This is a genomic window from Pyramidobacter porci, assembly GCF_009695745.1.
In the GTDB taxonomy this organism is placed as follows: Bacteria; Synergistota; Synergistia; order Synergistales; family Dethiosulfovibrionaceae; genus Pyramidobacter; species Pyramidobacter porci.
On record NZ_VUNH01000001.1, the window covers coordinates 380,419 to 402,228 of the forward strand.

21 protein-coding genes and 2 pseudogenes are annotated in these 21,810 nt (G+C 54.9%); 1 reads left to right on the top strand and 22 read right to left on the bottom strand.

The window, feature by feature from the left end:
- Window positions 1-91: 91 nt before the first annotated feature.
- Window positions 92-577, top strand: a pseudogene (locus tag FYJ74_RS01750) (DDE-type integrase/transposase/recombinase); the annotation flags it as partial.
- Window positions 578-822: 245 nt separating this feature from the next.
- Here FYJ74_RS01750 and FYJ74_RS11985 read toward each other — a convergent pair.
- The 22 genes and pseudogenes from FYJ74_RS11985 to FYJ74_RS01855 all read right to left on the bottom strand — a co-directional run bounded on the left by FYJ74_RS11985 (window position 823) and on the right by FYJ74_RS01855 (window position 21,435).
- Entirely contained in the window at window positions 823-1,095 is a 273-nt protein-coding gene (locus tag FYJ74_RS11985) for a DUF6485 family protein (protein ID WP_407692113.1), read from the bottom strand.
- Window positions 1,096-1,131: 36 nt separating this feature from the next.
- A complete protein-coding gene (locus FYJ74_RS01755; RefSeq protein ID WP_154527894.1) occupies window positions 1,132-1,557 on the bottom strand; it encodes a nuclear transport factor 2 family protein in 426 nt (141 codons plus the stop codon).
- A 124-nt stretch (window positions 1,558-1,681) separates the two neighbouring features.
- Window positions 1,682-3,037, bottom strand: coding sequence for a 23S rRNA (uracil(1939)-C(5))-methyltransferase RlmD (gene rlmD / locus FYJ74_RS01760; protein ID WP_229769281.1), 1,356 nt, complete (start codon window positions 3,035-3,037; stop codon window positions 1,682-1,684).
- Window positions 3,038-3,287: 250 nt separating this feature from the next.
- Window positions 3,288-4,175 carry a MurR/RpiR family transcriptional regulator gene (locus FYJ74_RS01765; protein ID WP_154527895.1) on the bottom strand — a complete coding sequence of 296 codons (888 nt, stop codon included), beginning with the start codon at window positions 4,173-4,175 and terminating at the stop codon, window positions 3,288-3,290.
- Between the two features lie 194 nt (window positions 4,176-4,369).
- Window positions 4,370-4,791: pseudogene (tnpA, locus tag FYJ74_RS01770) on the bottom strand (IS200/IS605 family transposase).
- 142 nt (window positions 4,792-4,933) lie between these two features.
- The gene (locus FYJ74_RS01775) at window positions 4,934-5,458 is read right to left on the bottom strand and encodes a transposase (protein WP_154527896.1); all 525 of its coding nucleotides are present in this window, start codon (window positions 5,456-5,458) and stop codon (window positions 4,934-4,936) included.
- A gap of 1,166 nt (window positions 5,459-6,624) precedes the next feature.
- Complete coding sequence (locus tag FYJ74_RS01780; protein WP_154527897.1) at window positions 6,625-7,764, bottom strand: ABC transporter substrate-binding protein; 1,140 nt, start codon at window positions 7,762-7,764, stop codon at window positions 6,625-6,627.
- A gap of 136 nt (window positions 7,765-7,900) precedes the next feature.
- On the bottom strand, window positions 7,901-8,605 hold the full coding sequence (locus FYJ74_RS01785) for an ABC transporter ATP-binding protein (RefSeq protein WP_154527898.1): 705 nt from the start codon (window positions 8,603-8,605) through the stop codon (window positions 7,901-7,903).
- A complete protein-coding gene (locus FYJ74_RS01790; RefSeq protein ID WP_154527899.1) occupies window positions 8,592-9,368 on the bottom strand; it encodes an ABC transporter ATP-binding protein in 777 nt (258 codons plus the stop codon). Before FYJ74_RS01790 ends, FYJ74_RS01785 begins: the two co-directional genes overlap by 14 nt.
- 27 nt (window positions 9,369-9,395) lie before the next feature.
- The gene (locus tag FYJ74_RS01795) at window positions 9,396-10,385 is read right to left on the bottom strand and encodes a branched-chain amino acid ABC transporter permease (protein ID WP_195838763.1); all 990 of its coding nucleotides are present in this window, start codon (window positions 10,383-10,385) and stop codon (window positions 9,396-9,398) included.
- A 2-nt stretch (window positions 10,386-10,387) separates the two neighbouring features.
- On the bottom strand, window positions 10,388-11,266 hold the full coding sequence (locus FYJ74_RS01800; RefSeq protein WP_195838764.1) for a branched-chain amino acid ABC transporter permease: 879 nt from the start codon (window positions 11,264-11,266) through the stop codon (window positions 10,388-10,390).
- Window positions 11,267-11,358: 92 nt separating this feature from the next.
- Entirely contained in the window at window positions 11,359-12,225 is an 867-nt protein-coding gene (locus FYJ74_RS01805; RefSeq protein ID WP_154527902.1) for a carbon-nitrogen hydrolase family protein, read from the bottom strand.
- 101 nt (window positions 12,226-12,326) lie between these two features.
- Window positions 12,327-13,403 carry a phosphotriesterase family protein gene (locus FYJ74_RS01810; protein WP_154527903.1) on the bottom strand — a complete coding sequence of 359 codons (1,077 nt, stop codon included), beginning with the start codon at window positions 13,401-13,403 and terminating at the stop codon, window positions 12,327-12,329.
- Window positions 13,404-13,418: 15 nt separating this feature from the next.
- Window positions 13,419-14,486 (bottom strand): phosphotriesterase family protein, encoded by a 1,068-nt coding sequence (locus FYJ74_RS01815; protein WP_154527904.1) that lies wholly within the window; start codon window positions 14,484-14,486, stop codon window positions 13,419-13,421.
- 13 nt (window positions 14,487-14,499) lie between these two features.
- Window positions 14,500-15,471 (bottom strand): aminopeptidase, encoded by a 972-nt coding sequence (locus FYJ74_RS01820; RefSeq protein WP_154527905.1) that lies wholly within the window; start codon window positions 15,469-15,471, stop codon window positions 14,500-14,502.
- Window positions 15,472-15,491: 20 nt separating this feature from the next.
- A complete protein-coding gene (locus tag FYJ74_RS01825; RefSeq protein WP_154527906.1) occupies window positions 15,492-16,688 on the bottom strand; it encodes a pyridoxal phosphate-dependent aminotransferase in 1,197 nt (398 codons plus the stop codon).
- Between the two features lie 29 nt (window positions 16,689-16,717).
- A complete protein-coding gene (locus FYJ74_RS01830) occupies window positions 16,718-16,915 on the bottom strand; it encodes a 4Fe-4S binding protein (protein ID WP_154527907.1) in 198 nt (65 codons plus the stop codon).
- A 5-nt stretch (window positions 16,916-16,920) separates the two neighbouring features.
- The gene (gene sucD, locus FYJ74_RS01835) at window positions 16,921-17,793 is read right to left on the bottom strand and encodes a succinate--CoA ligase subunit alpha (protein ID WP_154527908.1); all 873 of its coding nucleotides are present in this window, start codon (window positions 17,791-17,793) and stop codon (window positions 16,921-16,923) included.
- 2 nt (window positions 17,794-17,795) lie between these two features.
- Complete coding sequence (locus FYJ74_RS01840) at window positions 17,796-18,917, bottom strand: ATP-grasp domain-containing protein (RefSeq protein WP_154527909.1); 1,122 nt, start codon at window positions 18,915-18,917, stop codon at window positions 17,796-17,798.
- Window positions 18,918-18,926: 9 nt separating this feature from the next.
- Window positions 18,927-19,463: a 2-oxoacid:acceptor oxidoreductase family protein gene (locus tag FYJ74_RS01845; protein ID WP_154527910.1), complete on the bottom strand. Its 537-nt coding sequence runs from the start codon at window positions 19,461-19,463 to the stop codon at window positions 18,927-18,929.
- Between the two features lie 3 nt (window positions 19,464-19,466).
- Window positions 19,467-20,285: a thiamine pyrophosphate-dependent enzyme gene (locus tag FYJ74_RS01850; RefSeq protein ID WP_154527911.1), complete on the bottom strand. Its 819-nt coding sequence runs from the start codon at window positions 20,283-20,285 to the stop codon at window positions 19,467-19,469.
- A gap of 4 nt (window positions 20,286-20,289) precedes the next feature.
- Window positions 20,290-21,435 (bottom strand): transketolase C-terminal domain-containing protein, encoded by a 1,146-nt coding sequence (locus FYJ74_RS01855; protein WP_154527912.1) that lies wholly within the window; start codon window positions 21,433-21,435, stop codon window positions 20,290-20,292.
- Window positions 21,436-21,810 lie beyond the last annotated feature (375 nt).

The following is a 21,810-nucleotide window of genomic DNA, read 5'->3' on the forward strand; positions in this document are numbered from 1 at the left end:
CAGTTCTCAACATTACGTCAACGCTACGCTGTTTTTTATCGTTGTTTAGCGATAAAGTCACCCATAACAGTTCAAAGAAAATGCCGCTCTCTATCACGGGCGAATTCCTCAGAAGTTCTACCAGTACACCGTCATCGACGAGGCTTCCCGAGAGCGCTTCATTTACCCTTACATGGAACAGAGCAGCTACTCTAGCTGCGATTTCCTCAAGCGTGCCATTGCTTACTTCAAGTACGGGCCTCAGGTTCTCCAGACGGACAATGGCGCCGAGTTCTGCCACTTTAACCACTTTAAGAAGACGGACCGTATTCATCCGCTGGATGTCCTCTGTCATAAGCCGGGCGTCGAGCACAAGCGGATCCGTCCCCGTACACCCAGGCATAACGGAAAGGTCGAGAGGAGTCACTGTAACGACCAGGAGCGTTTCTATAACTTCATGAGCTTTTACTCTTATCTTGACCTGCAGACCCAGACGAAGCGCTACCTTCGCAGGTCCAACAACATCCCGATGGCAGCGTTGGGGTGGCGGTCTCCTCTCCAGATGCGGCAGCATTTCAGCGAGTCCACACAGCCGTGAACGATTTATACTATTTCTTGATAAAAAAACTGACATAGTTTACAGGGCGCTGCGAGAGAGTTCAGTCGTTCAGAACTATATCGACTGCTACGCAGTCTGCGCAGCTCGCTTTGTGAATCTCCCTCGCAGCCCCCTTTCGTTCGGCCTTTTAATTAAGAAATACTATAAGAGCGGGACTTTCGCCGGATCGGCTGAAAGTCCCGCTCTTGCTATCGATCCCCGTATACATTGATTTGTTTCATCGTTCATTTCCAACCATTTTTAGGCTCTTGGCGTTCATTTCCGGTCTCGTTCTTACGCATGACCAACGCAGCAAAATCCTTCATAAAGTACCCCGGTCCCCTGTATTCCGGGGCAATTTTCTTAAAGAAGCAGGTCGGGATCTCGCTCAGCGCAAGATTCTTGGCGATACACGGCTCGCCCCCTCTATTGTGGTTGTTAGGATGGTTCGGACATTTCACGTCCGTACACGTGCAGAACAGAACCCGATTTTGCGTTTTCTCGTTCCCGTCAATCATATGCTCGTCCCCATTGCGTTCAGGACGTGCGGCCAGTCAAAACCACTTCGCCTCTTCCTCGGTAAAAACTGGCCTTTCTCCGTTTCGATAAGGATCGTACCGGTTCTTGTTGCAGCCGAACTCCTTCAAAAAAGCGATTTTGTTCCCCGGCGACCACTCGATGAGAGACATTCCCTCAAATTCTTCGACCTTGCCGCCGCTCATTTCATCCTTGAAGTCCCATTCGACGACCGTTGTGGCGCCGCTGTGAAAATATCGCTTGATATCCCAGCGCAGGACGCGCCCGCGCGTGTTCCACTCGCGGAACCATTTTCCAATCTTTTCGAGGCCTTCATACCGAGGCCCCCAGCTCTCGATGTAGAGGGCGTCTTCCTCGAATACCGCGTCGATCCCGGAGTCGTCCTTTCGGAGCCACATAGCAAACCAGCGTTCGACTGTTTTTTCCCTTTGGTCGTTCGTCATGCTTATACCGCACCTCCGGCAATACTTTTATCTAGCCCATTGAACAACGAAGTTCCATCATTGCCAGTCCAACGGAGCCCGACAGCTCTAATTGCTGCCCAAAGAGGCAATTTAGGAGAGCGCGTTACAGACAAGCGGTCTCCCACGATAGCAACGCCACGGTCTCCATGTGGCATGTCTGCGGGAACATGTCGAAGACTTTGAGGCTGTCCGTGTCGAGGGCGTAGCCGGCGTCGCGCAGGAGGGCGGCGTCGCGGGCGAGGGTGGCGGGGTTGCAGGAGATGTAGAGGACGTGCGGCACGCGGCTGGCGGCGATGGTCTCGATCAGGCCTTTGTCGCAGCCGGCGCGGGGCGGATCGACGACGACGCAGTCGATGCCTTCGAGATCGGCGGGAACGACGACGTTTTCCGCCGCTCCTTGAAGCACGGTCAGCCCTTCGATCCGGTTGAACTCGCCGTTTTCCCGCGCCAGCGCGGCGGCAGAGGGCCATACTTCGACCGCCCTGACGGTCTTCGCTTTCCGAGACAGAAACGCCGTCAGCGCGCCGACGCCGCAGTAGAGTTCGAGCAGGTTCTGCCCTTCCACCAGGCTGGCGGCATACGCAAAGAGCTGTTCCGCCTGCTCCGAGTTCGCCTGGAAGAACGACGTGCCGTCGTAATCCAGTCTGAAGTTTCCCAGCCGCTCCGTCAGGCGGTCTTCGCCTTTGACGAGCACGGACTCCGCGCCGATGATGACGTTGCCCTCGTCGGGATTGACGTTGACGACAAGCCCGCGCAGTTCCGGAAAGCGCTCTTTGAGATGGTCGTAGAGCCGTTCGAGCGACTCGAGCGCGCCGCCTTCGGGACGGGCGGCGCCGACGAGGATCAGCAGGAGTTCTTCGCCGTCGCGGGCGCTGCGGATGACGACGTGCCGCAGCCAGCCGCTGTTGCTTTTTTCGTCGTAGCAGCAGAAGCGGCCGTAGTTGATCATGTTCTTGATAACAGCGTACAGTTTGTTGGCGCGGTCGCAGACAACGGGGCAGCGGTCGACGGGAACGATCTCGTGCGAGCCGCGTTTGAAAAAGCCGACGTCGCCGGCGCGGCCGCGGGCGCGCACGGGAAAGGACGCTTTGTTGCGGTAGCGCCATTCGCTGCGGGACGGCACGCAGGGGATCCCGCCGTCGATATCGAAGCCGCCGATGCGGCGCAGCGCGTCGGCGGCCAGCATCGCTTTGATCTGGCACTGCAGCGTATATTCGGCGTGCTGGAGCTGGCAGCCGCCGCAGCTGCGGTACCATCGGCAGGGCGGCTCGCGGCGCTCTGGGCTTGCTTCCACGACGCGGTCGACGCGCGCCTGAATGTAGCTTTTCTTTTCCTGCCGCACGGCGATGACCGCCGTCTCCCCCGGCAGCGCCCCATCCACGAACACGGTCCGTCCGTCGGCGGCCCGGCCGATCCCCTGCCCGGCGGAATTCATTCTGTCGATATAAAGTTGTTCCATTGTGGAACCTCCCTCGTCTCTTTTCTTTCGCCCATTACACCCGCGACCGCCGGCTCAAGCCCAAATTTATCATTCATACACTAAAGTTGCTTCCCGCTCCATCACAGGCATCTAAAGGTGGTAACAAAATGCAGCGTCAAAGTGAAGCGGAACTCGTGCAGGAATTTGAGTATTACAATCGGCATCCAGGTCAGCGTGAAAAATTTAAGCATGAAATGCGAGCGCAATACGAACAATGTTTTGACAAAAACTATCCGCGAGATAATGTTGACAACCAGATGCGCCCTTCCCCAGCGTAAACATTTTCCTGCTGCCAGAGGTACTCAAGCTGTTTTAAGCGATTTGTGACAACAGACTGATTTCTTTTCGATACCGCGAGAATAATGCAGTTCATCACACTGATCACGCACGCGCATGAATCCACAAACGCAACAGTCCTGTACGGGACGGTCAGAGTAAGATTAGAGTAAGGTTCATAAGGACTACTGTGACTGTCTGTAATGCAGGCTGTTTTGATCCCAATTTGATGGGCGGTTCGCAGGACAGAAATCGACCAGTTAACATAACGCGGGAAATCGACAACGATCAGCAGCGAATCTTTCGGGGCGTTCACAAGCGTTTCGCAGGCAGAACTTACATCAAGCATTCTAACGCATGGTAGAATCCATGAAAGATGATATGCCAGATGCCTCGCTGAAATTCCGGACCCCCTGATAGCGGCGACGTAGACACAGCTCGCTTTGTCAATTTCGCTGGCGAGGCGGCCTATATCATGGTAGGAAACATTTTTCTGAGCCGACTGAATCGCGTCAATATCGCGTTGCAAAACTTGAGCATACGGATTGGCGTTATCTTCCTGCAGAAGCCGCCCGCCTTCCGCAATATCACTCATCCGTTTTGACGCTGAGAGGGATGAAATAAATTCCTGGTATGCCTCCTGTTTGAACTCAGCATAACTTGAAAAACCAAGATACTGGGACATTCGGACAACGCTCGCCTCGCTGACGCCAATTGCCTCGGCGAGCTGGGAAGCTGCCTGAAAACCAGCCTGCTGAAAATGATCCAACACATACTCCGCTATTTTTTTCTGAGCGGATGTCATGCCGGCGGCTTTTGATTCAATCATGTGTCTTAACATAAGTTTATCAACTCCATATCCAGCGGAAGATAAAACGCCTCAGTATTCAGGCCCCGCATTCATTCAATCATAACCACCGGCCGTACCGGTGGTTTGCACAAGCCCCCTTGGGGCATCTTCCCGGCCGAGCCTATAGGCTCGTCAAAAAGTCTGTCAGCCGCGCAACTCTCACGGGCTGCCCCTAAAGGGGCTCTCTACTTGCCTTCCTGTGCCGGCTTACCCGTAAACGGGTCAACGTACTCTTTTATCGTCAGCTGTTCCTCGGCATGATCTTCCTGCAATTGGTTCCTGATGGAGCTCTCTATTGCAGTCTTGTTGCGTCCTACCGTGCTTACGTAATATCCGCGGCACCAGAAATGTCGATTGCCATATTTGTACTTCAGATTCGCGTACTTCTCGTAAATCATCAGGCTGCTTTTACCTTTCGGGTAACCCATCACCTGCGATATGCTGTATTTGGGCGGGATGCTCAGCAACATGTGGACGTGATCTTTGCATGCTTCCGCCTCCAATATTTCAATTTCTTTGTACGCGCACAGTTTTCTCAGCATCAAACCGATGTCTTGTTTGATCTTCCCGTAGATGATTGCCGGCGATACTTCGGCGCAAATACCACGTAATACTTAGGAACCGCTGATTATTTCGCCCAAACGAAAACACCAATTTGACTATCAAACAAAGGTCTTGATAGTCAAATGAAGTGCCCGTTCTGTAGGCGAAAAATGCCCCCAAACTGCCGTGGGAAGGCCCTGTCTCCGTTAAACGGAGACGGTTATGGGGTATGCCCCACAGGCGGACAACTCTTCCGTTCGTCCAGCTCGAAGGCACATGACAAGATTGGCACAGCCAAACAGAACGAAGAATTTGTTCATGTTTTTCGCTATGCCTCGATACGATGTCTTGCGGCAGCCAAAGTATCTCTTCACGATCTGAAAGAGGTGTTCGACTTTACTGCGTGTCGATAATTTACGACTTTCCCGGGATCTATCATATGATCTGCCTACGCCTAATGTCTTGATGCTGCCGGGACGCCGGTTGATACGAAAATCAACTTTCGAGAGGCGCTCGTCTTCTCTGATCTCTTGGCGTTTCTCTACGCCAAGATAGCCTGAATCTCCGGAGACGACCCCATCATCCTCCCGTATCAGTGCATGGGGCTGCGTCACATCATGAACGTTGGCGGAGGTCCCGATGATGGTATGGACATACCCGCTTCCGGCGTCGACGCCGGCATGGACTTTCATGCCAAAATACCACTGGCCGCCTTTTTTCGTCGAATGCATTTGCAGGATCTCGTTCGCCGTTTTGGTTCTTCGTTGAACTCGGAGCGCTGATGAGCGTTGCGTCGACGACGCTGCCTCCGTGCATGATCAAACCGGCCTTGTCACGTCTGCTCCAAATTGCGTATTCCATATCACCGAAACTGAGTTGGGACATCTTCTATTCTCCTTTGACGGGGGATTAGTACGACTTTATTATACTATCTTGCTTGAGCAAACGGTGATTTAATCAGTGGCTCCCTTACACTCCACTTCGTGTGTGCTCAACTCCTGACGTCGAGTTTCATCAGAACTTGATCCTCCTTTGGGTTCGATTGTCGGCTGACAGACCGCTTGTAATTTACCAAAGGAGGAGTCTTTTCTCTCCATAGCTAAAGCCTTTTGGAACCACTGGCACTGCCGGTGGTTTTTGGTTTACAAAAATGCCACCGCGCGTTTCAAGCGTCGCTCGCGCGGCAGCGCACGCCTTATTTGGAGATCAGTGCAAAAGAAGCCGGACCAGCTACGACCTGAATTCCCGAACACCTAACGAGCACGTCAAGATTCTGGCGAGGCAGTGAGTGGTTTTACCTCGAGGTCGCGAATACAGTTGTTCCTGCTTCTGTAGAACTTCGCCAATGACAAGTTCCTTACCTGATTCGTGGCGAAGCCCCCGATAAACTTGCCGCTGTGCATCTGCAAGTGTATGTTGCCATGCTGAAAAACCAGGCTGAACAAGGCAGTTACGAAATTGTATGACGCTGATACCTTTCTCCTTGGAGGCTCTGCAACGAAGGAGCATTTTGCTAACGCGGAAGCATGAAAGAAATTTTTTCAGAGCACTGTTGCGTTCGATTGTGTATTCGTCATTTTATGGTACCATAGTCATGGCGTTTGCCTCCTGTGGTGGAATTTTTTCGTGGCAGATCAAATATACCACTCAGGACGGCCAACGCCTTTTATTTGTAGTTCATCTCTGTGTTTTCAAGCTCTCATAGTGCATTTGAGTGTGGAAAGTGTGAGTTCGGACATAGCCTTTTGTCTGCTTATTTGCGCATACTCAAAAAATTTCTGCTGCAAATGCATTTGTTCAATCATGTGAACCGCTGTGTTTTTTCAATCTAATGGAGCGCCGGGAAAAACAAAAGGCTTCCCGGCGCTCAAAAGCTGTGTCGAATTAACCGCGCGCCTTACTTGGACTGCATCTGCGGAACGAAGTTCTTGATGAAATCCCAGTTCTTGTTCTCGTAGTTCGCCTTGACCAGCGGGACGCCGCCTTCATACTCGCCGGTGCCCTTGTTGATCGCGATCGGTCCCTGCAGGCCAGGAAAGTCCTTCGTGGAGCGCAGCGTGACAATCACCTTGTCAGGATCGGTCGTGCCGGCGCGCTTCACGGCGTCGAAGTACAGGTTGATCGCGTCATACGCTCTCGCGCCCGGCTGGGATGGGATGCGGCCGTAACGCTTCTGGAAGTCGCCTACGTACTTCTGAATGTTCGGCAGAGGGTTGTTCGGGATAAACGGAACTGTGTGAATCATGCCGTCGTAGGCTCCTCCGGCCAGCTCAAACGTTCTGTTGTGCATCGGACCTGTGCCGCCGAAGAACTGGACGTTCCAGCCCATCTCGCGTGCCTGACGCATGATCAAGCTGGCGGGAACGAACTGGCACCAGATTAGCAACGCGTCAACGCCCAGTGCCTCCAGCTTCGTCAGCTGGGCGTGCATGTCCTTGTCGTCACCTTGGAATGACTCTGCGCCAGCAAGCTCCATGCCCTGAGCCTTCATCGCATCAAGAACGGCGCCGTAGCCGCCCTTACCGAAGTCGTCGTTCACGTAAATCATGCCAATCTTCTTGTAGCCAAGCTCCTTTGCGTACTGCACAAGAGCGGCTGTCTGCACCGTGTCGGGCGGCGTGGGGCGGACGACCCATTTGTTGCCGCTGTTGCAAACCTTCGGGGAAGTGGAGCTCGGCGGGATGATCGGGATACCGGCCCTGTCGATGATCTGCATAATGGCAAGCGTGCAGGAACTGTTATGCGCGCCGATAATTGCCACAACGTTGTTCTGGGAGATCATCTTCATCGCCACAGCCGCAGCCTGAGAGGGCTGGGAAGCGTCGTCCTCGGAGTACATGACCACCTTTTTGCCAAGAAGACCGCCGACCGCGTTGATCTCATCAATGGCCATCAGTTTCGAGTCGCGCTCATCAATGCCTGCGATGGAGCTTTCGCCAGTTAGAGGCCCGATTGCACCGAGCTTTACCACATCTTCAGCGAAAACCGAGCTTGCCATCAATGCCAAGCCAAGAAAAACACAAAGGAACTTTTTCATTGTCTGCACACCTCCAGCTGCACTCTATAGAAACACCGACGAAGAGCCCCTGTGTTTCAATCCGCGAGTTTTTATGCGCAGATGCTCTGTTCCAGCTGTGCCAGCGATCCCTCCTTCTCTCAACAGATCTCACAATTTAGACGCCCAGATACTTCTTTCTGACCTCGTCGCTGTTCAAAAGATCCTGACTGTCGCCAGACAGCGTGACGGAACCAACTTCTAGGACTAAAGCCTTGTGCGCGATCTCAAGCGACGCCTCGGCGTTCTGCTCGACAACGATCACAGGAATCCTGCGCTCGTTGAAGATGAACTCAATCGTGTTGAACACAAGATCGACAAGGTTCGGCGCGAGCCCCATGGACGGCTCATCGAGGAGAAGCAGTCTGGGCTCGGCCATCAGGCTGCGCGCAATGGCGAGCATTTGAAGCTCGCCGCCGGACAGCGTTCCGGCGATCTGCGTCGCGCGCTCCTTCAGCCTCGGAAACAGGTCAAACGACTTGTCAATGTTCATTTGCAGATGGCTTTTGTCGGCCGTGATGGCGCCGGCCTTCAGGTTGTCAAGCACTGTGACGTTCTTGAAGATGCCGCGTCCCTCAGGACACAACACAACGCCCTCGCGCACGACCTCAAAGGCTTTCTTACCGACGAGCTCCTTGCCATAGAACTTGATTGAGCCTGTCTTCGGCTTCACGACGCCCATGATCGTCTTAAGCAGGGTACTTTTGCCCGCGCCGTTCGCGCCGATAATCGCGTAGATGCCGGGCGCAGAGAGGTCGAACGAAACGTCCTTCAGAGCGTGGATCATGCCATAGAAGACGTTAAGATTCTCAATTACGAGCATGTTTCTTCCTCCCCGTTCCCAGATAGACGCTGATGACCTCGGCGTTGTTCTGAATCTCAGTTGATATGCCTGCGGCGATCACCTTGCCCGCGCTGAGAACGGTGATCAACGAACACAGCTTCATCACAAAGCGCATGTCGTGCTCAATCAGGATGATCGTGATGTTGCGCTTCGCCTGAAGCTTCAGCAGCAGATCGGCCACAGCGTCGCTCTCCTGCTCGTTCATGCCGGCCACAGGCTCGTCCAGCACGAGCAACTTCGGCCGTGTCATCAGCGCGCGGGCGATCTCAAGCTTGCGCTGGCGGCCGTAGGGCATCGTGCCGGCCTGCTTGTTGCGTACCTCGGCGAGGCCGACAAAGTTCAGCATCTCTTCAGCAAGCTCCATGCTGCGCTTCACTTGGGCGCGGTAGCCTTTGCTCCCGACAATGACGGAGCCAAGATTAGGCTGTTCGTGCATGAAGTTCCCCATTAGCGAGTTCTGAAGTACTGTCATCTCAGGGAAAATGTTAATGTTCTGAAACGTTCGAACCATTCCAAGGCGCGAGATTGCGTAGGGCGTGAGACTGCTGATCTCCCGCCCCGCCATCGTGATCGAGCCGGACGTCGGAGCGCAGAATCCGCTGATCACGTTGATCAGCGTCGTCTTTCCCGACCCGTTTGGCCCAATCAGGCCATGAATGGCCCCATCGGCGACGCTCATGTTCACGTCGTTCAGGGCCGTCAGCCCACCGAATTTTTTCGTCAGTCCTTTAACCTCAAGCATTGTTCAAACAGCCTCCTTCCAATCTGGCTACTTGCTTTCCCTAGCGAGCTCGCGGCATCTCTTGCGGAGCATGGCCCCAATTTCCTTGAGACTCTTTCCGTAGAGCGACGCGATGCCGTCGGGAAGAAGGGCGAGACAGAAGATGACCAGTAGGCCGTATAGGATCATGCGGTACTGATCGGAAAGGCGAAGCGCCTCCGGCAGACATGTAATCACCATAGCGCCGACAATGGCACCGCCGAACGATTTCATGCCGCCGATGATTGCGCCGGACACCAGCAGCAGAGACGAGTTCCAACGGAACTGGTCGGGGCTGATATAGCCGACAAAAGGCGCGTAAAGGAGGCCTGAAATGCCGCCGAGCATCGCCGAGAGTACGAACGCCGTGATCTTGTAGCGGATTGTGTTGATCCCCAGCGACTGCTCCGCGTCTTCCGATTCGCGAATGCCGTTCAACACGAGTCCCACAGAGGATTTGGAAACCTTCTGGCAGATCCAGTAGCAGACAATAAGGAAGAAAATGCTCAAGTACATGTACGGAACTCCGCCCTTGATCTCATAACCGAAAATCTTCGGATACGAGATGCCCAGAAGGCCGAAAGGGCCACCTGTGAACTTCTCAATGTTCATGATGATCAGGTAAACCATCTCGCCAAACGTCTGCGTGACGAGAGCAAGATATGGGCCGCCTTTAAGGCGCAGGGCGGGAACGCCCATCAGGGCACCCCACAGCCCTGCCACAAACAGTGTGACGGGAATCGCAGCCCAGAACGGAAGCCCCCAACGGAGCGCCATGATAGCGCCCGTGTAGGCGCCGAGGCCGACGAAAGCCGACTGGCCGAGGTTCAGCTGGCCGGCGAGGCCGGAGATGATCACGATTCCAAGGATGGCGATCGCGTTGATTGTCGAGAGCGTCGCCAGAAAGACGAAGTACTTGTTTGATGAGATCAGGACGGCGATCATCAGAGCAAGGATCGCCGGCAAAACAGAGAAGATCCTGTTTTTGTTGAGGTTCACCATTAGTGCTTCGTCACCGCCTTCCTGAAGATGCCTATGGGCCGGAACGCAAGAACGAGAATGCCCGCCGCGAAGACGATAACGTCTCTCCAACCTGACGAAATGTACGCAGACGTGAGTGACTCAAGAACACCCACGAGGAGCCCCGCGCCAACAGCACCCGGCAGATAGCCGACGCCGCCGACGACAGCCGCGACGAACACCTTCAGAGCGAGGTTTTGGCCGAGGCTGATCGTGACGCCGTACAGCGGTGCGACGAGGAAGCCAGCGACGCCACCGAGGGCCGCGCTGATTGAGAACGTGGCTGCATACGTGCGCGACACGTTCACGCCCATCAGCGAAGCGTTGACAGGATTCTCGGCCGCGATGCGCATCGCGAGGCCAAAGCGCGTGCGATTGAAGAACAGCATGAGCAGAATAAGCATCGCAATGCTAATGCCAAGCAGAATGAAGTTCGACATCGGAACGACGGCCAAACCGATAGTCAGTTTGCCCGTTCCAAAAATGTTTGGAAGTGCCCTGGCCTCAGGCCCCCATATGATCAGAGAAATCTGCTGGAGCACACCGGACAGCGAGATCGAGACAAGCATGAAAACGATCTTCGAGCCCTTGGTAAAGAACCGGAAGAAACAGAAATTCACGAGCCAGCCGTAGACAAACAGCGCCGTCACGATGATGAAGAATGACAGCCAGACAGGCAGTCCCAACTGCACAATCAGCATGTACGACAGCATGGCGCCAATTGTAACCGACATGGCGTGACAGAAATTCAGCCCGTTAATGGCCTGATAGACCATGCTGAAGCCAAGCGCTATCAAGCCGTAAATGACGCCAATCGCAAGACCGTTTAAGGTCTGCTGGGCGAAATACGAACCAAACAAGCGATCTCCTCCCCTTTCACGCGTCGAGTTCATTCAAGGGAAGAAAGCGGCGTTTGCGGAATAAAGGAAACGCCACCTTTCTCCGCGCTTCCCTACAGTTTCTCCGTCACACGCGAGTAGAGTTCAGGCCGACGATCCTTAAACACTGGTTGGAAGAAGCGATCCGCCGCGAACTTTTCCGAGGAGAGCGCCGCGTAAATCAGCTCTTCGTCCTGCCCCGCCTTCGCGATGATCGTGCCCACAGGATCCGAAATGCAGCTCGCGCCGATGAACGTGATATCGCCATCGCCGTCGGCAGGACGCGGTCTGTTGCAGGAAATCGTGTACATGCGGTTTTCAAGCGCGCGGACCGCCGTGATGTGGTACAGGTGCTCAGGGAAGTTCGAGAAATCCGGCATGTTCCACAACATGCAGTGAATCTCCATGCCTTTAAGGGCAAGCGTGCGCACCAGCTCGGGGAACTGGTTGTCATAGCAGATGGACATCCCAATGTTGCCAAGCTCCGTTTTGAAGACGTTCATCTCGGAACCGGCGCAGAAGTAGAAACGCTCGTATCCCGGCATGTGCACCTTGCGGTGGATGCCCATCACCTCGCCTATCGGGCTGATCAGCGCTGCGGAGTTGTACAGGACGCCTGGAATGACAGGATGCTTTTCAGAAATTCCGACCACCACATACGCGCGGCTCTTTTTCGCCTGTTTGCAGAGAGCCTGCGTCACCGGCCCGCCAGGAATGTACTCCGCAGCCTGGTAATACTTTGTGCCGAAAACGCTGTCGCGTTCCTTGAGGATATAGCCAGCGCTGGACAATTCGGGGAAGACGACAAGCTGCGCGTGCCCCTCATCCGCAGCACGTTCGACATATTCCGCCATTCTCCTCCCATTCTCAACGGGCGAAAGCCATGCCGGCGTGAACTGGACGGCGCATGTAACGGCGTCTTTGTAATTGTTCGTTATCATACGAATGATCGCCTCGTTTCCAGTAGGATTGACCTCGCGCCTCAGACAGAGACGCTTCAGGCCGGTGAAGCAGGCAGTTCTAGGCGGGCTGCACAGCGTCCTTAAAAGTACGTTGCCGAGCGGGCGGGATTGTGGACTGTCAGCTTTTCAACGATCTTTTCAGGAACGCCCTTCTTTCGGAGCATTGGAAGGAAGTACCGAAGAATGTGGGCGTAACCATGCCCTCCGTACTTAACGCGCATCTCTTTCGTGCAGATGTCAGACGAAAGCAGTATTTGATCTTCAAAACCGGCGTCCAGCAAGCGAATGATGTCGTTCGCGCGACCGTTGTCATTCGTTATGTCGACCGTCCCGTCAAGGTCAAAATATCCCTCTCGCCCTATGGAATCGTAGAGCATAAAGCAACCGGTTTTCAGAAGTTCGACACGCGATTCGTGCGTCATCAGCGTTCGCTCCGTGTGACTTATTGTTACATGGGAGGGTTCGGCCCCGTTTAAAGCAAGAATATTGATAATTTCAAGCGGCGCGCGATCGTTTTTCCCAGGATGGACGTTGATTGGAATGCCCGTGACTTTCTGAGTTATTGCTGCGGCAATGAGAACTTTGCGCTCGCTTTCATGCAGCGGCCAACCACAGCAGATTTCGCCAAGAATACCCGGTCTGACGCCAGCGCTGTTGACGCCATCGCGAATTTCGTTGATAAAGTCGTTCGCCGTCTCCTCAACAGCTGCTTTTTTCAGGGTATCGCTGTGGGCAGATACCATGAAATATCCTCCGCCCATCACGATGTTCAAACCCGTGCGTCGGGATATCCTCTGCAACGCCAGTGGATCGCGAGCGAAATTTCTGTTGGAGACGTCGAAGATCGTTTTTCCGCCCTCGTCTTTGAACAGGAGCGCCTCTTTGACAGCCTCATCCTCGTCTATCAGCAGGAGGTTGTCCTGCATATTAAAACGGTGTTTCAGTTCCCAATCGTAATTGACGTCCTCCGTCTTCATCATAGCCAGAGAACGGCCTGTCGCGTATAGGAGCTCAGAAAAGATGATGCGAAAATCAATCACAAGATGCTCATGTGCGAGGCAAATGCCAAGGGTCTCTGGCTTAACAGGGCCAAGCACAGTGACAACTTTGCCTTTCAATTCGCCGCGTGAAGCGTCGCAGGGGGCCAGGGTGGTCATTAGGACAGCCTCGGGTTAAAAGTACGTTGCCGAGCGGGCGGGATTGTGGATCAGCAGTTTGTCGACAATTTCACGGGAAATGCCTTTCTTGAGCAGAAGGGGCTCGAAGTACGACAGAATATGGACGTAACCGTGGCCACCGTATTTGACGCGCTGATCCTTTGTGCAGACGTCAGCGGATAGCATAATTTTATCCCCGTAGCCCTCCTCGATCAGCTTTATGATGTGGTTAGCGCGGTAGTTGTCGTTCGGAATGTCGATAATCGTGTTCTGATCGAAGTACCCTTCGCGACCAATCGAGTCGTACACAAGATAACAGCCGCTCTTAAGGGTCTCGACGCGCTCCTCATGCGTCAGTAGAGTCCTGTCCGTGTGGCTCATTGCTACATGCGTCAAATCCGCGCCGTTGTCGGAAAGGATCTCAAGGATATCCATCACGGACTTGGCGGACCAGCCGGGATGGACGTTAATCGGGATGCCCGTGGCTTTCTGTGTCCTCGCGGCAGCGACGAGCACTTTGCGTTCGTCTGGGTGGAGGGGCCATGTGCAGCCCAGCTCGCCAAGGATGCCGGGGCGAATGCCCGTCCCGTCGGCACCGTAACGCACCTCGTTGATGAATTCCTCCGTCAGACTGTCCACGTCCCTGTTCTTGAATGACGGCGCGTGGGATTTCACGACGTAGTAGCCTCCGCCCATGACAATATGCAGGCCTGTGCGGCGTGAAATGCGCTGGAGCGCCAATGGGTCGCGCGCCATGCTCTTATTGGAGAGTTCAAACATGCTGTCTCCGCCGCGGGCCTTGAAGAGCATCGCTTCCTCAACAGCCTCGTCTTCGTCCATCAACAGCAGATTGTCAAGTACATTGAAACGGTGCTTGCGGATCCAGTCACTGTTTTTGAGAGAGAAAGGTTCGAGAGCTTTCGCCCTGTCTGTTGCGTACGGCAACTCCATCCACGCGCATCGAAAATCGGCCACAAGGTGTTCATGAGCAATGGTTTTCCCTAATTCTTCGGGCTTGATTAGCCCAAGAACGGTAAAGATTTTTCCTGCCATGTCCTTCCGTTCCATCGGAACCATTTCCATGGTGAAACCTCCTTTACGCGAGCTCGCAGAGTTCTCCGTCCATGATCAGCGTCTCGCCGTCCACGACAACCGTCGGGTGCCAGAAGATAGAGTCGGAATGAAGTTTCGCGTCCACAACACCGCCCATCGTGTGGTTGTCGCCAATGCCGAAATGAGCTGTTCCGTACACGCCTTCGTCCTCAAGCATACTACCGCACAGGCGGCAGTTCGGGTTCAGGCCGATGCCGAACTCGCCAATATTATACACACCATGGTCGTTTGCGGCGGAGAGAAGATCGCTGAAAATTTTCGCTTCCGCACCGCCTCTGACGTTTGTCACGCTCCCGTTTTCCACGTCAACAGTCACGGTGTTCGTCAGCGGGCCAAGCCCGGGCTGGACAATGCTCCCGTCAATCACGATGACGCCTTTTGCCGTGCCCTCGACAGGCGCGATGCACACTTCAATGTCAGGCGGGGAGTTGATCATGCCGCGCTGGTCGGAAATGCCGCCCTCGGCAATGGCCGTTCTGCCGGCAATCGAGAACGAAATGTCCGTTCCCGCCGTCGTCGTGACGTGGACGTCGTTCGCCTTTGTCAGACGCGCCGCAACCGCCTCGGCAATTTTGCGCTGCTTCCTGAAGTCTGTCATTAGGCCGCCGTGTTTCAACATTTCGCGCGTATAGGCTGCGGCATTCACCCAGCGTGCGCCGCTCTGGCACGCCTTGATACGGGCAGCGGAGTGGAACAGAGAAAACGTCGTGACGGCAATAATCAAATCCGCGCCGATCAGGGCGCGCGCCACAGCTTCGGGCGGCTCTTCCCTGTGCCCACTTCGGGGCGTCATGCAGACCTTGACGGTATTGCCGCCGTACGCGACGCACATGCCGGCAATCAGGTCGGCGATGTCCTTTTTTTCGGAGTCCGTCACGACGACGACGTTTTCCCCAGGCTTCAGCGCGCCGCACGTTTCAACAAGAACGCGCGCACCTTTCAATTCATCAAGCATGAACCGTTCGCCTCCGAAAACTACAGGGCTTTCAAAGCCTTCTCCATGCGATCCATACCTTCGCGAATCATGTCCATGGACTTGGCGAAGACTAGGCGCACATACCCTGGACAGCCGAATGCAGCGCCAGGCACGACGGCCACATGGCCTTTTTCAATGAAGAACTTTGCCGCGTCAATGTCAGTGGCGATCGTTACGCCGTCGTATGACTTTCCAAAGATCTTTTTAACATTTACAAACATATAGAACGCGCCCTCAGGCTTGACGCACGAAAGCTGTGGCATTGCACAGATGCGGGAGTACATGTACTCGCGGCGGCGCGCAAACTCTGCAAGCATCTTCAAAACGGAGTCTTGCGGCCCGAGAAGCGCCTCAATAGCAGCTTTCTGAGCAATTGAGTTGATGTTACCCGAAACGTGCCCCTGCAAATTGATGACGGCAGAGATGATGTCCTTTGGCCCAGCGGCATAGCCGACACGCCAGCCTGTCATCGCGTAGGTCTTGGAAAGGGAGTTCACGATCACCGTATGTGCCTTGATTTCAGGCGACAGCGACGCGAGGCAGACGCTCTTCCCGCCGTCGTATACGAAATTCTCGTACACTTCGTCTGCAATCAGAGTGACGCCTTTCGAGACGAGGAACTCCGCAATAGCGCGCAGTTCGTCGGCAGTGTACATCGCACCCGTCGGGTTGCACGGGGAGTTCATCACGAACAGCTTGACAGCGGGGGTCCACGCGGTCTTCACCTGATCGACCGTCAGCTTGAAGCCGTCCTCCTCGCGCGAAGGAACATACACGGGCTCCGCGCCGGTCAGTTTGATCTGCTCGACATAGCTGACATAGCCGGGCGTCGGGATCAGCACGACGTCGCCAGGCTCGCAGAGAGCCTGAAAGACCTCGTACAGCGCCTGCTTGCCGCCGTTGTTGACAACAATTTCAGACATGTCGTATTCGACGCCGTTGGCGCGCTTTAGCTTTGTCTGCACGGCCTGAAGCAGGGCGGGAATGCCGGGCACGTCCGTGTATTTCGTGAAGCCTTCCCGAATCGCCTTGATTGCGACCTGCTTGATATTGTCCGGCGTATCGAAGTCTGGCTCGCCCTGCGCAAAGGACAGGACGTCTATGCCTTTGCGTCTCATTCTGTTCGCAAGCGCAGAGGTCTGCTCCGTGGCCGATGGACTGATTCCGCGCACTCTTGTCGACAGCAGTTCACCCATCGTAATCTCCTCCTGTCACGTTTTTACGTCTACTCAACATGAATCGCAAAGTCCGGGCATGTACGCTCGCAGAGTCCGCACTTGATGCAATTCTCGACGCCAACGGCAGCTGCGACGTTGAAGCCCTTCCTGTTGACCTCGGACGTCATCTGCATTACCTTTTTCGGGCAGGCGGCGACACAGAGCCTGCACCCTTTACAGAGATTACCGTCTACATAAACCGCCATTTCGGTTACCTCCCCAAAAGTCGCTGAGTTGTCCCAACGAGCTTTACCATGGAATACATGACATGCGCTCCCGCGTCTTCCAAAGCGGCGATCTTAGACTGCGCCGTTCCCAGGTTGCCGCGGACAATCGCGCCCACGTGGCCGAGGGACTTCCCTTCCGGCGCTGAACGGCCGACAATCATTGCGACAACAGGCTTGTGCACGTGTGTTTTGATGTATTCGGCGGCCTTGACCTCAAGCGTTCCTCCAATTTCGCCAAGCAGTACGATCAGTTTAGTGTCAGGATCCTCGTTAAAGAGCTTCACGACGTCAAGATGAGTCGTTCCCCACAGAGGCCCGCCGCCGAGGGCAATGACTGTGCTCTGACCGAGACCGTTTTCCGTCAGCATCTTGCCTGTCTCGTATGAGAGAGCGCCGCTTTTGGACACGACACCTACAGGTCCTTCGGCAAACATCATGGCGGGATGCGCGCCGACCTTGCAACGTCCAGGCGAAATCACGCCGGCTGTTCCAGGGCCCACGACACGGACACCGCGCGCCTTCGCGTAGGCAAAAATTTCGAGAACATCCTGAACGGGAATGCCTTCCATTGTCAACACAAGGAGTTTGATGCCACTGTTCATGGCTTCGATGGCCGCGTCCTTGGCACCAAGCGGAGGAACAAAACTGATTGCCGCATTCGGCTTCGCCGCCTCGACTGCCTCAGACACATAGTCAAACACTGGAACGCCGCACACAGTCTGCCCTTTTTTGCCCGGCGTGACGCCGGCGACGACATTCGTGCCATAGCATACCATCGTTTCCGTCTGAAGGCGACCGGATGTGCCTGTGATTCCCTGCACAAGAAGGCGCGTGCTTTTGTCAATCAGGATGGACATCGCTACGCCTCCCCCCGCGACGCTTTCACGGCGTCGCTCACGGCTGACGGAAGGTCGTTGTAGACGTCCAGTCCTGCGTCGGCCATGATCTTCTTTCCTTCGTCCTCCATCGTACCGCACAGCCTGACGATCAGTCGGGCTTTCGGATGTTTCTCGTCGTGATAGCGGACAATGCCCTCGGCCATCTCATCCATGCGGTTGAAACCACCGATCAGGACGACAAGGACGCTCTTCACATCAGGATTTTTTGTCAGAACTTTGTCAAGCGCGTCGTACATCACATCCGCGCTCGTCAGGGCACCCATCTCGCAGAAATCCGCTGCCGCGGCACCTTCGTCGTTCATCAGATCTAGAGCGAGCATTCCCGTGCCGGCGCCGTCTGAAATCAGGCCGACAGAACCGTCAAGCTGGACGTAGGTCATCGTGTCGCCGCTCTCGCGAAAAACGCGGCCAAACAGTTTATGCTGCTCGTCTTTCAGGCCGGCAAAAAGTTCCTTGTGACACTTCTCCGACGCGTCGTCAAGCTCGAACTTCGCATCAAGGGCGATCACGCCCTCGTCCGTCAGAGCGAGCGGGTTGATCTCCACCAGCGTCGCGCCGCTCTCGCGCCACATGCGGTACACGTTCCGCAGAATGGCCGTCAGTTCCTTGACGCGATTCGCGTCGATAAAGGCGGCGATCTGACGGAACTGATAGTCAGCGGGACCATAAAAAATGTCAAACGGCATTTTCAGGATCGCGTCGGGACGCTCAGTAGCCGTCCTTTCGACCTCTACGCCGCCGGATCCACTGGCGACGAGGAGAGGAACGCCCGTTTCGCCGTCGTATGTGACGGAGCAGTAGTATTCCTTCCGCACATTTACCGGCTTCTCAGCCCACAGGGCTGTGATCCTTTCTCCCTTGTGAACGGCGTCAAACAGCTTCGCCGCCTGAGCCGACAGAGCGTCCGCGTCGCGGCAGATCTGCACGAGCCCCACCTTGCCGCGCCCCCCCGATAGGGTCTGCGCCTTGAGGACGACAGGCGCTTCAGGCAGCGCCGAATCTCGAAGAACCAGCTGTCCCGACAGCACTGGAACGCCAAATTCCTTCAGAAGGCGTTTTCCTTCAAACTCATACAGTTTCATGCTGCCGCCTCAGTCCCGCGCCATCTCGGCACCTTTATCCACGGCCTTCATGTTCAGGGGCAACCAGCGTTTCTTCACGGCACCCCTCAGCGCGGCTTTCAGATGATCCAGGTCGATGAGGCCCGTCTTCTGGACGAAGTAACCAAGCATAACCATATTCGCCGCCATCTGGCTGCCCAGAGCGATGGCCTCCTGCGTGAACGGCGCTTTGTAGACCGTGACGCCTGCCGGCACGTTGTGAAGATCCTTCACAAGCTCTGAATCGACGTACAGAGAGCCGCCTTCCTTGAGGGAGGAGATGTAGCTGTTGTAGGCCGTCTGGAACATCGCGATCAGGATGTCGTTTTGCCGTGCGTTGGGCGTCAGAATCGGCACGTTGGAAATCATCAGTTCGGACTGACACTGACCGCCACGAGCCTCGGAACCATAGGACTGTGTCTGCGAGACATACAGTCCTTTCTCCACAACAGCAGCCTGTCCAAGAAGAACGGAGGAAAGGATGACACCTTGTCCGCCCAAACCACACAGGCGAATGCTGACCTTCATCTTTTAATCCTCCATTTCTTTATAAACGCTACTGCCCTCGAAAATGGGGCGTTGCGTGTTCACGAACTCGCCAAGAACATATTTGCCCACAAGCTCCTCCGGCGCCTTTTTCTCCGCCTGGGCCTTGAGGACGCAGCGGGAGCGCATCCAGTCCTGCACCCTGACAGCGTCGCCCGTGTTCAGAGCGTAGCGGCCGTAGTGCGTCGGACACTGGGAGATGACTTCGAGCAGACCAAATCCTTTGTGCTGAAGCCCTTTCCTAAAAAGCTGATCAAGGAGCGGCAGATTTGTCGTGCTGGCGCGCGCCACATATGTCGCGCCGGCCGCCTCGGCCATCTTGCAGATGTCAAACGGCGGTTCACCGCTGCCATAGGGAGTCGTCATCGTGACGCTGTGCGCCGGCGTCATCGGGGCCACCTGTCCGCCGGTCATCGCAAAGTTGAAGTTGTTCACGACAACCATCAGAACATCAAGGTTCCTCCGGCAGGCGTGAATCAGATGGTTTCCACCAATGGAAGCACAGTCTCCGTCGCCTGCAAAGACGACGACGCGCGTTTCCAGATAGTGCAGCTTGATTCCAGTGGCCCACGGAAGAGTTCTGCCGTGGACTCCATGAAGCATGTCAACATTCATATACACAGGAATGCGCGCCGTGCAACCGACGCCTGCCACGGCCACCATCGTGTTCAGATCAATATTGAGAGCGTCCACGCTGCGAAGGAACGACGTGAGCACCTGTCCACAGCCGCAGCCGGGGCAGAAAAAGTGAGGCAGTTTTTCCTCACGAAGGTATTTACGAAGAGGATTGATCTTTTTGTCCATCGCTCTACGCCTCCAGCAGGAACTGAAGAATCTCTTCAACCGAATGTCCAGAACCCCTGTCGCAGTCAATGCGCCCTGTCTCGCATTTGCCGCGCGTCGTGACTGCGCAGATTCGCTCGATTTCCGTGGCATAGCGCCCCATGTTCATCTCGACAGAGAACACCTTTCTGCAGTTCTGAGCGACTTCGGCGATGGCCTTGTCCGGCACGGGCCAGACTGTATCGAGTTTTAAAACGCCGGTTTTGATTCCGCGCTCACGCGCCATCAAAGCGGCCTCGCGCGCCGGACGGGCCTCACTGCCGTACGCGATGAGGGCAATCTCCGCGTCGTCAAGGTCAAAACGCTCCGCCTGGACAATTTTGTCCCTGTTCTCTGTAATTTTGCCGGCAATCCTCTTGTAGAGCCTCTCGTAAATCTGCGGGCTCCAGTCGATTCCGCCGTACTCGTCGTGCGGGTTGATGGAATAGATTGTGTGGTAGCCGCGTCCAAGTCCAGCAAAATCGGGCACGCCGTACTCCTTATCACTCATGAACGGCTTGTAGTCGTCCGGCGTGTCCGTGGTCCACTTGCGATTCACGACTTGAATGTCCTTCTCCTCGGGGATGACGAGCCTCTCGCGCATCAACGATATTGTCATTTCCGACATGACGACAACTGGCGCGCGGTACTCTTCAGCAAGGTTGAATGCTTTGATTGTATAGTCGAACATCTCCTGCACGGACGACGGCGCGAGAACAATCATCTCGTGGATGCCTGCAGGCCCCCAGCGAAGCTGCATCACATCGTCCTGCGTTGCGAAGTTTTCGCCACGACAACGCATGACATCAAGAACGACCATCGGTGCCTCAATCGCTATGCCGTACTCGAATCCTTCCATAAAATAGTCGAATCCCGCGCTGGCCGTGGCCGTCATCGGCTTGGCCCCCGCAAGGGAGGCGGACGTTACGGCATAGATGGAACACAGCTCGTCCTCTCCCTGAAGGAAGACTCCACCTACTGCCGGAAGACGCCGCGCCATTCTCTCCGAAACCTCGTTCGCCGGGGTGATCGGGTAACCAGCAAAAAAGTTGCAGCCGGCCGCGAGAGCTCCTTCAACAGCGGCGTAGTTGCCCAGCATAAAATGCGTCCCGGTCAATACTCGCTTCTCCATCGTTGATTGAATCCTCCTCAGAAAAGGTGCTGTCGCGAGTGCTGACAGCTCCACCGATTCGTGTTCCTGTTCTAGGTTCTGAAAAGATGTGGTGTTCAAAATTCGACTTTTGGACTTTCCCTATCCCCTGTGGTTGAACAAAAGAATGAATTATTTAATTCAAAATAAAATTCTGCATGAATTTATTCATTAAAATAGTAACTGAAGTGGCGTTATCTGTCAAGACCCAATTTTGTTGCTATCGTTGCTCAGTGATAAAGTCCCCCATAACTGTTCCAGGAAAATGTCACTCTGAGATAATAGCATCCATGAAACAGGAGCGAATGACATTGTTACGAAAGGAACTGAATCGTATCAGAGTTATCGGAGCGCTTG

Bases quoted from the DNA above. Each gene is read 5' to 3' on its own strand.
- FYJ74_RS11985 (WP_407692113.1), bottom strand. From the start codon at position 1,095: ATGATTGACGGGAACGAGAAAACGCAAAATCGGGTTCTGTTCTGCACG.
- FYJ74_RS01755 (WP_154527894.1), bottom strand. From the start codon at position 1,557: ATGACGAACGACCAAAGGGAAAAAACAGTCGAACGCTGGTTTGCTATG.
- rlmD (WP_229769281.1), bottom strand. From the start codon at position 3,037: ATGGAACAACTTTATATCGACAGAATGAATTCCGCCGGGCAGGGGATC.
- FYJ74_RS01765 (WP_154527895.1), bottom strand. From the start codon at position 4,175: ATGTTAAGACACATGATTGAATCAAAAGCCGCCGGCATGACATCCGCT.
- FYJ74_RS01775 (WP_154527896.1), bottom strand. From the start codon at position 5,458: ATGCATTCGACGAAAAAAGGCGGCCAGTGGTATTTTGGCATGAAAGTC.
- FYJ74_RS01780 (WP_154527897.1), bottom strand. From the start codon at position 7,764: ATGAAAAAGTTCCTTTGTGTTTTTCTTGGCTTGGCATTGATGGCAAGC.
- FYJ74_RS01785 (WP_154527898.1), bottom strand. From the start codon at position 8,605: ATGCTCGTAATTGAGAATCTTAACGTCTTCTATGGCATGATCCACGCT.
- FYJ74_RS01790 (WP_154527899.1), bottom strand. From the start codon at position 9,368: ATGCTTGAGGTTAAAGGACTGACGAAAAAATTCGGTGGGCTGACGGCC.
- FYJ74_RS01805 (WP_154527902.1), bottom strand. From the start codon at position 12,225: ATGATAACGAACAATTACAAAGACGCCGTTACATGCGCCGTCCAGTTC.
- FYJ74_RS01810 (WP_154527903.1), bottom strand. From the start codon at position 13,403: ATGACCACCCTGGCCCCCTGCGACGCTTCACGCGGCGAATTGAAAGGC.
- FYJ74_RS01815 (WP_154527904.1), bottom strand. From the start codon at position 14,486: ATGGAAATGGTTCCGATGGAACGGAAGGACATGGCAGGAAAAATCTTT.
- FYJ74_RS01820 (WP_154527905.1), bottom strand. From the start codon at position 15,471: ATGCTTGATGAATTGAAAGGTGCGCGCGTTCTTGTTGAAACGTGCGGC.
- FYJ74_RS01825 (WP_154527906.1), bottom strand. From the start codon at position 16,688: ATGGGTGAACTGCTGTCGACAAGAGTGCGCGGAATCAGTCCATCGGCC.
- FYJ74_RS01830 (WP_154527907.1), bottom strand. From the start codon at position 16,915: ATGGCGGTTTATGTAGACGGTAATCTCTGTAAAGGGTGCAGGCTCTGT.
- sucD (WP_154527908.1), bottom strand. From the start codon at position 17,793: ATGTCCATCCTGATTGACAAAAGCACGCGCCTTCTTGTGCAGGGAATC.
- FYJ74_RS01840 (WP_154527909.1), bottom strand. From the start codon at position 18,917: ATGAAACTGTATGAGTTTGAAGGAAAACGCCTTCTGAAGGAATTTGGC.
- FYJ74_RS01845 (WP_154527910.1), bottom strand. From the start codon at position 19,463: ATGAAGGTCAGCATTCGCCTGTGTGGTTTGGGCGGACAAGGTGTCATC.
- FYJ74_RS01850 (WP_154527911.1), bottom strand. From the start codon at position 20,285: ATGGACAAAAAGATCAATCCTCTTCGTAAATACCTTCGTGAGGAAAAA.
- FYJ74_RS01855 (WP_154527912.1), bottom strand. From the start codon at position 21,435: ATGGAGAAGCGAGTATTGACCGGGACGCATTTTATGCTGGGCAACTAC.